This window comes from Streptomyces sp. NPDC019937 (genome assembly GCF_040631655.1).
Lineage (GTDB): Bacteria > Actinomycetota > Actinomycetes > Streptomycetales > Streptomycetaceae > Streptomyces.
On record NZ_JBEYAL010000015.1, the window covers coordinates 130356 to 142830 of the forward strand.

The following is a 12475-nucleotide window of genomic DNA, read 5'->3' on the forward strand; positions in this document are numbered from 1 at the left end:
CACCCTTCAGGCGTTTCGGTCCCGCTTCGCCGCCATGCGCGTCCGCCCCGCCGGCAAAGCCGTCGAGCGTCCGATCAAGGCCGCTGCTTCGTCCGAACAGGGCTGGTGGGACGGGGTCCTGCCCGACTGCTGGCTGCTGGAGGATGGCCAGAAGAGGCCGAGGCTCCCACCGAATACTGGCTGTCCAGCCTGCCGGCCGACACCCCGATCACCGACCTGGTCCGCCTGGCCAAGGTCCGCTGGCGCAACGAGCTCGGGCCGGGCTCACTCTCTACCAGACCCTCGACGCCCTCCAAGACATTTTGAGGTGCTGGACCGGCATCTGCACCACCTGCCACCAACCCCTGCCCAGCAGGACACACACAACACCAAGATCAAGAGAGACCTAACGGAGTCCTATTAGCTGTTCCGCAGGCCGAATGGGTCAGGTCGTGACCTATGCAGGGGGCAGGACATCCTGCGCAGGATGGGGCTGAGGACGTCGATGCTAGGGCTGTCGTTGAGCGCCCATGCCTTGCGTATGTGGGTAATGAGGGTGCGTGCGCTGTACGGGGAGATGACCAGTTCGAGGCGGGCTTCTGCTAGTCGTTCGTGAGCACCGTAGGCACTTTGCGCGCGGGCGTGTTCGCTGCGTCGGTCGAGTCCTGGGGCGGTGAATATTTCCAGCAGGGTGAGGGAGAAGAAGCTGTAGGCTGCGGCTTCGTCAATGAGCTGGCGGGCGGCGTCGGTGATGTCTCCGTGAGTCGGCTGGCTGCCGACGGGGTGGTGGGCGAAGTGTTCCAGGGCGTGGATCAGCGTCCCATCGGAGCAGGCGCATTGTGAGGACTTGAGGTGTCCGCAGAGCGTGCGGAAGTCGCTCAAGATTCCGCTGGAGTCTTGTGTCCATTGCTGCTTGCTCAGCAGGGTGCGGAATCCTGCCAGTGTTTCGGAGAGTTCTTCGAGGATGAGTTGGCGGGCGAGGTGGGCGAGTTCGTGGGTCTCGGTTTTGGCTTGTATCTCTTCGATCTGCAGGCCGTAGCGCAACATGTCGCGCAGGAGGCCACCGGAGAGGCTGTGGGTCAGGAGCGCGGTGTGGGGTGTGTGGTGCTCTGACCTTTTTTCTAGGATGGCATTGGCTTCTTTGAGGGAGCATGCCTCGACGTGGATGATGTCGTCGAGTGAGCTGTCGGTGACGTCCCGGTGGGGCAGGCCGCGGCGAACGAACGCAGCGCCGACGTCTTCGGCCACGGAGATCAGGTAGTAGACGTGGCGGACGCCAAGGATGGCTTTGATCTCGGCGAGGAAGGCCAGTGCCTGTGCGTCGGAGCCGAGGCGGTCGACTTCGTCGATGGCGATGAGGACGCGATGCCTTCTGGCGGCCAGCGTGTCGGCGATGCTGGTCAGGAGGCCGCGGAATTCTTCGACCAGCGCTGGGAAGTTCGGCGGCATGGTCGAGATGGATGTGGCGTGAGAGCCGCCCAGCGTCATGACCTGGGCGCTGCTGTTGGAGAGCGTGTTGGTCGTCGTCTGGATGGTCTGCAGCCGGTAGAGGTGGTTACGGCAGCGGGTGACGAGATGGGGCTCTGCGGGGGTGGGCCGCCATCCGGCAGCGCGGGCGAGCAAGGTGCCTGTCACGAGGCCAGCGAGCCGCAGAGGGTTTTGCTCATCCGCGAGGAGCGCGTAGGTCGAGGGAGTGCGGATGAGGAAGTAGAGGAGGTAGGCGCCCAGGAAGGTGGCGAGAAGCTTGCAGACGTCGCTGGCGTACCACGTCCATCTCCCGAGATCCAGATGCGCCTTCTGTACTCGCTCCGAGAGGCTTGCCGTGAAGACGTAGAACCATCCGGCGGCCAGCAACGCGGCCGCGAAGACGGTGTCGAAGTGCACGTCGTGTGCGAGCTGGCGTAGCTGGGGGTCGAAGAAGGCGCTGGCCAGGCTGCCGATAGCGATGAGGATGCCCACGTTGGCTCCGATCCTGGTCCATAGCCGCCCAAGTGCTTGGGGGAGCCAGGGATCGTGGCGGGAGCGCCACCAGGCGATACCGAGGATGCTGATCGTGACGCTGGTGACGACGGCGTGCCCGCTCCACACCTCGTGGATCCAGTTTTGGACGGCGGCCGCACAGGCGTGGGCGTAGTCGGATGCGGAGGCTTCGTACCGGGCGTACAGAGAGCGGGCGGCCGAGGAGACTCCCAGGACGAGCAGGGCGGCTGCTGGCAGCGCGAACGACGACCAGCGGCCCAGCGCCCTGATTCGGCGGCGCGTACTTCTCAGCATCCGGTGGAAGGGAGAAAGGCGCGCGAATTCTGGTGCGGGGTAGCCCTCATGCTGCATGTAGTCCTGGCACAGGCGCACCGAGAGCGACATCAGGAAGTCGTGGGGGGCGTAGGTGGCCGGCGCCTGGATCAAGACGCCGAAGGCTGCTTGCTCTGTGGCGTTTTCCAGCAGAGTGGACTTTCCTACTCCACGAGGGCCACAGACCGCGATGGTGCCCTCGTCCAAGTGGTTGAGCTTGCGGTGCAACTGCTCCATGGCTTCGGTCTGGATGACAAAGCCCGGTGCGCGTGGTGCGCGCAGGCCCTTCGACGTCCCCTGCGGGACGAAGAGGGAGTCGGGGTCTTCGCCCATGAGGTGACGGATCATGCCGTCCATTACGGGGACGATGCCCTTGTCGAAAAGGACCACGCCCCACACCACGGCGCGATAGCTGAGCTCGGCGCGTGCAGCAGCGCACGAGATGCTCAGGACGGCGGCGAGCAGACAGTACCGGAGGTTGAACCAGACAGCGGTGCCACGCCAGAACAGGATGAAGATCAGCAGCGCGGTGCTGAAGAGGGCTACCAGCAGGGCCATGAGGCCGCCGGTGATGAGCACGGTCAGGCCAGCTGCGGACAGGAGCACGCAGACGACTTTCCAGTTCCACTCAGACTCGTCTGCGGCCGCCTGCTGTTTGGCCCGTGCCCGCTCCAGGTCGACGACGGCTTTGTCGTAGGAGGCCCGTTCCGGGCCATCAGCCTGGGTGTAGGCCGCATTTCTGTACATGGAGCGGTGCATCTCGTCAAAGACGTCGCGTCGCGAAGTTCCCGGCCTCTTTCCCAGCTTGCGTGCCCGTGGAGGCTCATCCAGCGCGGCCCAAACGCACTGCTCATAGACATCGTCTCGATTCGGTGCCACGAAGAGCCGAACGCGCTGCACCACCGAACGCAGCCAAGGCTTGTTCAGTACTGACCACGGCATCTGTCCTGGCCTCCCCCGAGTTTTCAGTCCGCAGATGCTAACGCCACGCGGGTCCGGACAGCAGGCGTCCATCGGGCCGTGGCTGAAACACATCGCCGCGCCGTCAGAGGTCGTCCAAGACCACTTCAAGACCGTGCGTGCAGGGGAGGATGCGCCCATGACCTTCTCCTGGAAGATTCCCCCGTGGAAGCGCCACGAGGACTGCACGTACTTGGCTGTGACCTTGATAGATCAGGGTGGCGGGCACTCCGGTTCCATCACAGAAGGCGTGCGGGGCGACGACGCGATCGAGGCGCTAGCCAATCTCGTGATGACCCCCGGTTCCCCGCTCGGCCTTGGGCCGACGCATCCGGCACTCATAGGCGTGGTCGTACGGCGCGGCATCGACTCAACGTGGCTGGCGCAACCACCCATCCAGGTTGCCCGGGACGAGCGAGGCCGGTGGCAGGTCGCTGTCCGAAACGCCACGGCCGAGGACGTCACAGTGTTTTCCCCTACTGAGATAAGTGGTCTCGTCAGCCGGCTGCGTTCCCAGTACGGCCGCACCGGCTGAACCCGCATCGGAACCTGTGGGTGCCGAATATTACGTCCGCCCTGGGCAGGTGTCGGGTGCTGGTAGCGGTCTCATAGGTTCGAAAGCTGGGTAGTTGCGTTGTTCGGTGGGGTGCGATGCGCCGCGTCGAAGTTGCTCCATGTGCCACTTGACCGCTTCCGCGTGCGGCGTCGTACAGACCTTGACGGCGCGCTGGGGGTCAAGGGGTCGCAGGTTCAAATCCTGTCGTCCCGACCAGCGTTTTCGCAGGTCGGAGGCCGTTTCCGCAGAGATGCGGGGGCGGCCTTTTCCGCGTTTTCCGGCGTGGTGGTCGCATGGTGGTCGCATGCGTTCCCTGGCGCTGGGACGCGGAGGGTGAAGTGGGTGCCAGGGCGGGGGAGTGGAGCGCTTTGAGCGGGCTGTGGTGCTGGTTGGTGTGGTCGCGGTGTGGTCGCAGCCAGGCGGGCCAGTGTGGATGGCGGCTGCTGTGGGCGTCGGCTTGGGTGAGGGTGGTGTCGATGGCGTTGACGGCGTCGTGTGCGGCTTGGTGGGTGAGGTGGCTGTAGATGTTGGCGGTGGTGGAGAGGGTGGAGTGGCGCAGGGTCTTGGAGACGATGGTGAGGGGGATGCCCGCGGTGAGGGTGAGGGTGGCGGCGAGGTGACGCAGATCGTGCAGGGTGATGCGTGGGACTCCAGCTTCTTTGGCGCGTTTGCGGAATCGGTCCAGGACGGTCTGGGGCCGGAGCGGTTGTCCGTCGGGTCGGCAGAAGACCAGACCGGTGAACAGGTCTGACGGGTCGCCGGTATGGATGAGAGTAGTTGCCGCATGGTGTTCGAGGGCTTTGATGACGCGGGGTGAGAGGGCGACCCAGTTTTTGCTGGCGCGGGTTTTGGGCGTGGTGATGACCAGGCGGGTGTTGTTGACGGCGGAGAGGGCGTAGCGGACGTAGAGCACCTGCTCTGGAAGGTGGACGTCGGCCCAGTGCAGTCCGAGTGCTTCGCCTTTTCGCATGCCGGTGCCGATGAGGAGTTCGCACAGGTCGGCGATGAGCGGGTCGGCGTCATGGCAGTAGTCCAGGAAGCGGACCGCTTCCTGGGGTGTCCAGACGCGTCGTTCGGGTGCGGCGGGGCGGGAGATGACAGCGGGCCGTGCGGGGTTGTGGGCGAGGCGGTGTTGCCGGACGGCGTCGCCCAGGGCGCTGGACAGGGTCGCCAGACAGCGGTGGACTGCGACCGGGCCGCGGCCGGACTCCAGTTGGGTGTGGGCGTATGCGGCGATGTGACGGTGACCGAGCTCGTCCAGCTTGAGTGCACCGAGCGCGGGGATCAGGTCGTGGGTGACGTAGTCGCGGTATCGGGCCACGGTCGTCGGCTTCAGTACGTACGCCTTCGCCTCGAGCCAGGTGGTCAGATAGTCGGTGACGGTCTGGTTGGGGTCGGCGGTGAACCCGCCGGCTTCGCCTTCGAGCATGCGCCGTAGGGCGGACCGGGCGTCAAGTGCGTGGAATTGATACACCCTCGAGATGTGAAAAAGTGTGCCAAGGTTAGCTAACCTTAGGGCCTGGTGGATCCACCCGCGCACCTGCGCAGGGGGCTAGGACGATGGATTGACCGAGGCCGTAAACGGCACCTGCCAAGCTGAGTCGGCTCACCAGATGGGTCGAAGTGGCGGGATCGAGTCGCCCGCCAAAGCGCGAATGACAGCAGCGATCTCGGCTCGCGGCACCCGAAGACCGACTTCATGAAGCCGCCTGGTCAACTGCGCCTCGAGTTCGTGCAGGATCCGTCCGGCGACGGAGAGATGTTCCAGGGCCTTGCCGGTCAGCACGACGAGCCTTCGTCGGCCGCCAGCAGGGTGCGGCCTGCGCTCGACATAGCCGCGCTTCTCCAGGTCGTCGACGATCTGACCAGCGGCCTGCTTGGTGACGCCGAGCTGTTCGGCCAGCTCGCTGGTTGTCGCGCCAGAGCCACGCAGCGCTTGGAACACCAAGCCGTGCATAGGGCGTAGTTCGGCGTAGCCGACGGCATCAAGCCGGTTCACGAACTCGGACAGGACCAGTTGGAATGCCATGCCAAGCAGGAAGGTCAACTCGGTGCCTTCGAGTGGGTCGTCGATCTCCATGGTTCATCTTGACACATCTGTGTAAAGTAGCTTTACTCACTGCGAGTAAAGCTACTTTATATAGGAGGCGTCGTGTATGTGATCAGCGAGAGCGAACAGCGGACGACCAGGACTCCCGCAGGAGCGATGTTCGGGTTAGCTGGTCCGAGTCAGGGCAGTGCGGAAGTCAGTGCCTGGCGGGTGGAGATCGGTGCCGAGATGTCCACGCCAGTGCACATCATCGACCGCGAGCAGGTATGGATGCCGGTGTCGGGCGAGTTCGAGGTCGTGGTGGATGGCGTGACGGAGCGGGTCAAGGCGGGGCAAGCGGTCGTTCTGCCTGCGGGGGTGGTGCGGCAGCTGAAGGCTGTCGGCAGTGCGGCGGAAGCCTTCGTCGCCATGACCGTGGGAGGCAAGGTCATGATGCCGGGCAGTGAGAACAAGATTCCTCTTCCGTGGGCGGAGTGATTCCGCTTCGCGGGAAGCAGCCCCGGCCAGGCCACCTCGATGGTCTGGCCGGGCTGTTTTCGACTCCTGTCTGGCGGTGCACGCGCCCGGCTGGCATGTGGACCGGGGCTGCCTACGTCCAAGTGCTCCGATGCCGTTGGGCATCAAGGGGGGCCGGCGGTTGCCGGTTCACAGTAGAGGCTGTGTAGGCCGTCAAATGGCGCAGTTTGCAGCCCAGGGCCGACGTTCGTGACCCTGTGCCGTTCAGAAATGCGTCGCTGCAGGTCGTAGGCGGTATGGCGGAATCAGCGGGCGTGTTGGGATCCTGTCCAGGTGATCGTTTCACTGGTTTATCGGGTCACGCGGAAGCTTCTGTCGGTCCCAGCGGTGCTGCTGCGTCGGCAGACATCCAGAGACGCTGAGTTGCTCGTGCTCCGGCACCAGAACGCGGTGCTGCGCAGGCAACTTGCGAGTCCGGTGCGGTATCAGTGGGTGGACCGGTTGTGGTTCGCGGCATTGTCCTCGCTGATACCGCGGCGTCGCTGGGCGCAGGTGTTCCCTGTGACACCAGGGACGTTGGTCGGCTGGCATCGGCGTCTCGTTGCACGCAGGTGGGACTACAGTGAGTGCCGGATCAAGCCGGGCCGGCCGGCGACAGCGAAAGCCGTGAAGGAGTTGGTGCTGCGGCTGGCACGGGAGAATCCGCGCTGGTGCTGCCGCAGGATCCAGGGAGAGCTCGACCGGCTGGGCCACAGGATCGGCGCGTCCACGGTATGGAAGATCTTGGCGGCAGCCGGTGTCGACCCGGCTCCCCGTCGCGCCGGGCCGACATGGCGCGAGTTCCTCACATCCCAGGCCGAGGCCATCATCGCTTGCGACTTCCTGCACATCGACCTGGTGGATCTTCGCCGCGTCTACGCGCTGATCTTCCTTGAGTACGGCACGCGCCGCCTCCACATCGCTGGAGTGACCGCGCATCCGACCGCGCAGTGGACGCGCCAGCAGGCCCGCAACCTCGTCCTCGAAATGGGCGAGCGTTTCGAGGCGCTGCGCTTTGTGATCCGTGACCGGGACGGCAAATACGCCGAGCCCTTCGACGCGGTCTTCGCGGCCGAGGACATCGAAACCGTGAAGACCGCCCCGCAGTCCCCGCGGATGAACGCGCACTGCGAGAGAGTCATCGGGACGCTACGGCGTGAACTCCTCGATCACGTGCTGATCTGGAACGAGGCCCAGGCTCGACACGTTGTCGAAACCTACGCCCAGCACTACAACGGGCATCGCCCACACCAGGCCCGAGGGCAACTGCCTCCCCTCGCCGACGACCAGACCACGCCGTTGACTGACCTGGACAGCAAGCGAAGGCTACTCCGTACGCGTGTCCTTGGCGGCCTGATCAACGAGTACAGATACGCGGCCTGACAAGGCGCGACGGGTTTCTGAACGGCACAGGGTCCGGGAGCCAGGCCGGGCGCTGTCCAGGAGAGGGCGGCCGCGCGTGCGGTTACCCAGTGCCAGAAGAGTGTGCGGTCCCAGTCACCGGCCGGTCGGGCCGAGGACTTCGGTCACGAGCCGGCGGGCGTACGCGGCGTCGAGTCCGTCCGGGCGGAAGAGGATGCGGTACATCAGGGGAGCGACGACGCGGTCCATGACCGTCTCGACGTCGGGCGTCTCCTCCCCGCGCTCGGTCGCGTGGGAGAGGATGACGTCGATCTGTTCGGCGGCGTAGGCGGAGCACTGACCGGCGTTGCTGCCGTCCGGGTCGCCGAGCAGGGCGTCGCGTATGTAGGTGCGGCCGACGGGGGAGGACATCTCGTCGAGGAACTGCTCGGCCCAGGCCGTCAGGTCGGACGGCAGGGCACCGTGGTCCCGGGGCGCGGTGTCGGGCCGCAGACGCTCGACCGCCACGTCCGACAACAGCTCCTGCAGGTCCCCCCAGCGGCGGTAGATCGTCGACGGTGTCACGCCCGCACGTAGGGCGATCATCGGTACGGTCAGGGCGTCCCGGCCCACCTCCGAGGCGAGTTCGCGTGCGGCGGCATGCACCGATGCCTGGACCCGGGCGCTGCGCCCACCGGGGCGCACCATCTGCCTGCTCATGATACCCATCTTAAAGCGAAATCATTGCGTCTAGCGATCCGTACGCCATTGTGCGACCAATGGCGACCATTCGACGGCGAGAGCGAGCCGGTGCCCGACGGCTGCCTCAGAGCCGTCGGGCATCGACCCTGCCGGAGTGATGCGGCCGGGTCCCGTCATGCGTTCACGCCGCGTGCGCGAGGTCGCGGGCGGGCTGGGTCTGCTCGTAGGCGTGGCCGACCCTGAGGAGCACGCTCTCGCCGAGGGGCCGTCCGAGGAGTTGCATGCCGATCGGCAGCCCCGCGGTGTCGTGGCCGACCGGTACGGACAGGGATGGTATTCCGGTGATGTTGGCGGGGGACGACAGGCGTACGTAGGCGTCGGAGACGCCCTCGACCGTGCCGTCGGCCCAGGTGATCGTGTCCTGGTCGGCCTTGACGGCGGTCGCGGGGACGGTGGGGGCGGCGATCACGTCGACCTCCTGCAGCGTGCGGGTCCATTCCTGCCGCATGAGGGTGCGGGAGCGCTGGGCGCGCAGGTAGTCACCGGCGGGCATCAGTTCGCCGGCCTCGAGGAGGATGCGGACGTCGTCTTGGTAGAGCTCGGGGACCGTGCGCAGGGTGCCCTCATGGTAGGCGGTGGCCTCGGCCACCATCAGGCCCCATTGGGTGGCCTGGATGTAGCGGGTCATGGGGATCTCGACCTCGACGAGGTGTGCGCCGAGGGCCTGGAGCTGGTCGATGGCACGCCGGACGGCGGCTTCGACCTCCGGTTCGATGTGGTCGAAGTAGTAGGTGCGCGGAACACCGACCCGCAGCCCACTCAGGTCCGTGCCCGCATCCGGCCGGTAGTCCGTGGCGGGTGGTGTGGTCAGGGAGGCGGGGTCGCGGTGGTCGTGTCCGGCCAGGGCGGTCAGGACCGTGGCCGCGTCCTCGACGGTGCGGGTGATCGGGCCGACGTGGTCCAGCGACCAGGACAGGGATGTGACGCCGTGGCGGGGGAGGAGGCCGTAGGTCGGCTTGAGGCCGACCACTCCGTTGAGCGCGGCGGGCACCCTGATGGATCCGCCGGTGTCGGTGCCCAGAGCGAAGGTGGCCATGCCCGAGGCCACGGCGACGGCTGATCCGCCGCTGGAGCCGCCGGCGACCCTGCTCCGGTCCCAGGCGTTGTGGGTCTGCGGGGTGGTCAGTCCGTAGGCGAACTCGTGCGTGTGCGTCTTGCCCATGAGGACCGCACCGGCCTCTGCCAGGCGTGCGGCGACGGTGCTGTCGGTCTGCGCGTGGTGGTCGGCGCGGACCCGGGAGCTGGCCGTTGTCGCCGCGCCGGCGACGTCGATCAGGTCTTTGACGCCCATGGGGATGCCGTGCAGCGGACCAAGGTAGCGGCCGTTCGCGATGTCGTGTTCGGCTTCACGCGCGGCCCGGCGGGTGCGCTCGGCGGTGACGGTGACGTAGGCCTGAAGGTGCGGCTCCACGTGGGCGATGCGCTGCAGGACGGAGTCCGCCAGCTCGACGGGGGACAGCTGCCGTTCCCGGATCGCGTCGGCGGCCGCGGCCAGGGACAGTTCATACGGCTGCATCGTGCTGCTCCTCTCCTGCGCGGTAGGCGGGGGCGGGCGGGGTGTCTCCGAAGTCCAGCTCCCGCAGGACCGCGACGACGGAGTGGATGTGGTTGGCGGTGGCCGCGACCGCGGCGTGGCGGTCGGCAGGCAGTCGGAGCCCGGCGCGGGCGGCCCAGCGGGCCGCCTCCGGCGGGGTGAGCTCTGCGGTGGACATGGACTTCTCTCTCCTCGAACGGAAGCCGTGAAGCGCACCCTCAGCTTCAAAAGCTAAAGGTTTGCGTTAGTCGACTGTAAGGTCTACGGTGGCTTAAAGCAATTCCATAGCGTTTAGCGCATGAGGAGCCCCATGCTCACCGTCACGCCACGAGCACCCGCGCAATGCCCCTACCAAGTCGTCCGCACCTGCGCGACCGACCGCGCGGCGCCCTTCGTCCTGTACGCCTCGATCCTGGCCGCCCTCCTCGCGGCATCCAGTGCACCCACCCCGCTCTACCCCCGCTACCAGGACGTCTGGGACCTGTCCGCGCTCACCATCACCGTGGTCTTCAGCGCCTACTCGCTGACTCTGCTGCTGGCCCTGCTCACCACCGGAGCGTTCTCCGACCACCTGGGACGACGCCCCGTCCTGGTGGGCGCCCTGCTGGTGGAGGCCGCCTCCATGGTGCTGCTGGCCTTCGCGAACGGCGCTGGGGCGCTGATCGCCGCCCGCGTCCTGCAGGGGGCGGCCACCGGCGCGGCCACCAGCGCCGCCGGCGCGGCCCTCCTCGACCTGGAGGACCCCCGGCGACCAGGCCGAGCCGCACTGACGAACACCATCGCTCCGGTGGCGGGCATGGCCGCGGGCGTCCTGACCACCACCCTCCTCGTCCGCTTCGCACGCGCCCCCACAATCACCGTCTACGTCGTGCTCGCGGTTCTCTTCGCGGCCCAGGCAGCCGCGGTCACGTTCACCACGGAGACGGCCCGCCCGCACCCCGGCGCCCTGCGAGCGCTGCGCCCTGAGCTCGCCGTGCCACCGTCGGCACGCCGCGCCCTGCTGACGGCCGGCACCGGTGTCGTCGCCATCTGGGCCCTGGGCGGCTTCTACTCCTCCCTCGGGCCGGCGCTCGTGCGCCTCGTGGCCCCCGGCGCCCCGCAGGCGGCCGGCGGCATGGTCTTCTTCACGCTCACCGCCGCGGCCGCGCTCACCGTGTGGACACTGCGGCACACTGCGCCGCACGCCGCCGCCGGCGGCGGAAGCCTGGCCGTCGTCCCCGCCACGGCCCTGACACTGAGCGGTCTGCACGGAGCCGGCCTGCCCGCCGTCTACGGCGGTGCCGCCCTGGCCGGAATCGCCTTCGGCGCCGTCTCCCAAGGGGCGCTGCGCATGACACTCGCCTCACTCGACGCGCAGGACCGTGCCGCGACCCTGGCCGCCTACTACGTCCTCAGCTACCTCTCCATGAGCCTGCCCGCCATCGCCGCGGGCGCCGCCACCCAGCACTACGGGCTGCGCACCGCCACCCACGCCTACGCCGTCGCCACCGCCCTGCTCGCCGTCGCGGCCCTGTCGGCACTGGCCGCGTCGCGGCACCGGGCAGCCCACAACGCACACAACGACCATCCGTAACGAGACCAAAGGGAACGACTGATCATGAGCACCGACCCGACCGCCATCCCCTCCTGGGCCGTGGGTGACATCACCGTTCACCGCATCGACGAGGTCCTCCTCCCGCCCGCCACCGGATCCTGGCTGCTGCCCGACGCCACCCCGGACCTCGTCGCCCGGCAGGACTGGCTGCGCCCTCACTTCGCCGACGACGAGGGCACCCTCCGCATCGACAGCCACAGCTTCGCCTTCACCCTCGGCGGGCTGCGCGTTTTGGTGGACACCGGCATCGGCAACGGCAAGCAGCGCGCCAACCCGGCCTGGCACGACCTGGACACCGACTACCTCCGGCGCCTGACCACCGCCGGATTCTCCCCGGACCAGGTGGACCTGGTCATCCTCACCCACCTGCACGCCGACCACGTCGGCTGGAACACACAGCAGGTGAACGGGGAGTGGGTGCCCACCTTCCCCCGGGCCCGCTACCTGACCTCCCGCACCGAGAGGGAGTTCTGGGCCGGGTACGACATGGAGGAGGCGCGCAAGCAGATGTTCCGGGACTCCGTGATCCCGGTCGAGGAGGTGGGACTGCTCGATCTCCTCGACGTCCCCGCCGAGGGCACCGATGTCCTTCCCGGCCTGCGCCTGCTCCCCACCCCCGGCCACACTCCGGGCCACGTCGCCGTCGAGCTGACCAGCGGCGGCCGGAGGGCTCTGATCACCGGCGACTGCATCCACCACCCCGTGCAGCTCGTCCATCCCACCATCGGAGCCTGCGTCGACATCGATCCGCAGCAGTCCGAGACCTCGCGCCGCACCCTGCTCGGCTCACTCGCCGACACGGACACTCTCGTCCTGGGCACCCACTTCGCACCGCCCACAGCCGGCCATGTCATCACCCATCAGGGCACCTACCGGCTCTCGCCCGCCCCCGCCGACTCGCACTGAACCGGC

11 protein-coding genes are annotated in these 12475 nt (G+C 67.4%); 5 read left to right on the plus strand and 6 right to left on the minus strand.

Going from position 1 to position 12475, the window contains the following annotated elements; genetic code table 11:
* Nucleotides 1-399: 399 nt before the first annotated feature.
* Nucleotides 400-3213, minus strand: a complete 2814-nt coding sequence (locus tag ABZ562_RS17380; RefSeq protein ID WP_361479664.1) for a hypothetical protein — start codon at nt 3211-3213, stop codon at nt 400-402.
* Nucleotides 3214-3370: 157 nt separating this feature from the next.
* Between ABZ562_RS17380 and ABZ562_RS17385 the strand changes: the two genes are divergently transcribed.
* Nucleotides 3371-3766, plus strand: a complete 396-nt coding sequence (locus ABZ562_RS17385; RefSeq protein WP_361479667.1) for a hypothetical protein — start codon at nt 3371-3373, stop codon at nt 3764-3766.
* A gap of 199 nt (nt 3767-3965) precedes the next feature.
* On the opposite strand, the gene ABZ562_RS17390 is transcribed toward ABZ562_RS17385, so the two are convergent.
* Together ABZ562_RS17390 and ABZ562_RS17395 are read right to left on the minus strand one after the other, a co-directional pair.
* On the minus strand, nt 3966-5216 hold the full coding sequence (locus ABZ562_RS17390; RefSeq protein WP_361479670.1) for a tyrosine-type recombinase/integrase: 1251 nt from the start codon (nt 5214-5216) through the stop codon (nt 3966-3968).
* A gap of 177 nt (nt 5217-5393) precedes the next feature.
* Nucleotides 5394-5867 carry a MarR family transcriptional regulator gene (locus tag ABZ562_RS17395; RefSeq protein ID WP_361479673.1) on the minus strand — a complete coding sequence of 158 codons (474 nt, stop codon included), beginning with the start codon at nt 5865-5867 and terminating at the stop codon, nt 5394-5396.
* Between the two features lie 72 nt (nt 5868-5939).
* Between ABZ562_RS17395 and ABZ562_RS17400 the strand changes: the two genes are divergently transcribed.
* Nucleotides 5940-6314: a cupin domain-containing protein gene (locus ABZ562_RS17400; protein ID WP_361479676.1), complete on the plus strand. Its 375-nt coding sequence runs from the start codon at nt 5940-5942 to the stop codon at nt 6312-6314.
* 312 nt (nt 6315-6626) lie between these two features.
* A complete protein-coding gene (locus ABZ562_RS17405; protein WP_361479679.1) occupies nt 6627-7715 on the plus strand; it encodes an integrase core domain-containing protein in 1089 nt (362 codons plus the stop codon).
* Nucleotides 7716-7829: 114 nt separating this feature from the next.
* Here ABZ562_RS17405 and ABZ562_RS17410 read toward each other — a convergent pair whose 3' ends face one another.
* The 3 genes from ABZ562_RS17410 to ABZ562_RS17420 all read right to left on the minus strand — a co-directional run bounded on the left by ABZ562_RS17410 (nt 7830) and on the right by ABZ562_RS17420 (nt 10147).
* Nucleotides 7830-8393, minus strand: coding sequence for a TetR/AcrR family transcriptional regulator (locus ABZ562_RS17410; protein ID WP_361479682.1), 564 nt, complete (start codon nt 8391-8393; stop codon nt 7830-7832).
* 163 nt (nt 8394-8556) lie between these two features.
* Nucleotides 8557-9951 carry an amidase gene (locus ABZ562_RS17415; protein WP_361479685.1) on the minus strand — a complete coding sequence of 465 codons (1395 nt, stop codon included), beginning with the start codon at nt 9949-9951 and terminating at the stop codon, nt 8557-8559.
* On the minus strand, nt 9938-10147 hold the full coding sequence (locus tag ABZ562_RS17420) for a hypothetical protein (protein WP_361479688.1): 210 nt from the start codon (nt 10145-10147) through the stop codon (nt 9938-9940). The genes ABZ562_RS17415 and ABZ562_RS17420 overlap by 14 nt, the downstream gene beginning before the upstream one ends.
* A 120-nt stretch (nt 10148-10267) precedes the next feature.
* On the opposite strand from ABZ562_RS17420, the gene ABZ562_RS17425 reads away from it, so the two are divergent.
* Both ABZ562_RS17425 and ABZ562_RS17430 read left to right on the plus strand, forming a co-directional pair.
* On the plus strand, nt 10268-11542 hold the full coding sequence (locus ABZ562_RS17425; protein WP_361479691.1) for an MFS transporter: 1275 nt from the start codon (nt 10268-10270) through the stop codon (nt 11540-11542).
* 24 nt (nt 11543-11566) lie between these two features.
* Nucleotides 11567-12469, plus strand: coding sequence for an MBL fold metallo-hydrolase (locus tag ABZ562_RS17430; RefSeq protein ID WP_361479694.1), 903 nt, complete (start codon nt 11567-11569; stop codon nt 12467-12469).
* Nucleotides 12470-12475: the final 6 nt, after the last annotated feature.

What these genes read in the sequence shown, in the direction of transcription:
- ABZ562_RS17385 (WP_361479667.1), top strand. Translation starts at nt 3,371, where the DNA reads ATGACCTTCTCCTGGAAGATTCCCCCGTGGAAGCGCCACGAGGACTGC.
- ABZ562_RS17430 (WP_361479694.1), top strand. Translation starts at nt 11,567, where the DNA reads ATGAGCACCGACCCGACCGCCATCCCCTCCTGGGCCGTGGGTGACATC.
- ABZ562_RS17390 (WP_361479670.1), bottom strand. Translation starts at nt 5,216, where the DNA reads ATGCTCGAAGGCGAAGCCGGCGGGTTCACCGCCGACCCCAACCAGACC.
- ABZ562_RS17380 (WP_361479664.1), bottom strand. Translation starts at nt 3,213, where the DNA reads ATGCCGTGGTCAGTACTGAACAAGCCTTGGCTGCGTTCGGTGGTGCAG.
- ABZ562_RS17425 (WP_361479691.1), top strand. Translation starts at nt 10,268, where the DNA reads ATGAGGAGCCCCATGCTCACCGTCACGCCACGAGCACCCGCGCAATGC.
- ABZ562_RS17415 (WP_361479685.1), bottom strand. Translation starts at nt 9,951, where the DNA reads ATGCAGCCGTATGAACTGTCCCTGGCCGCGGCCGCCGACGCGATCCGG.
- ABZ562_RS17420 (WP_361479688.1), bottom strand. Translation starts at nt 10,147, where the DNA reads ATGTCCACCGCAGAGCTCACCCCGCCGGAGGCGGCCCGCTGGGCCGCC.
- ABZ562_RS17395 (WP_361479673.1), bottom strand. Translation starts at nt 5,867, where the DNA reads ATGGAGATCGACGACCCACTCGAAGGCACCGAGTTGACCTTCCTGCTT.
- ABZ562_RS17410 (WP_361479682.1), bottom strand. Translation starts at nt 8,393, where the DNA reads ATGAGCAGGCAGATGGTGCGCCCCGGTGGGCGCAGCGCCCGGGTCCAG.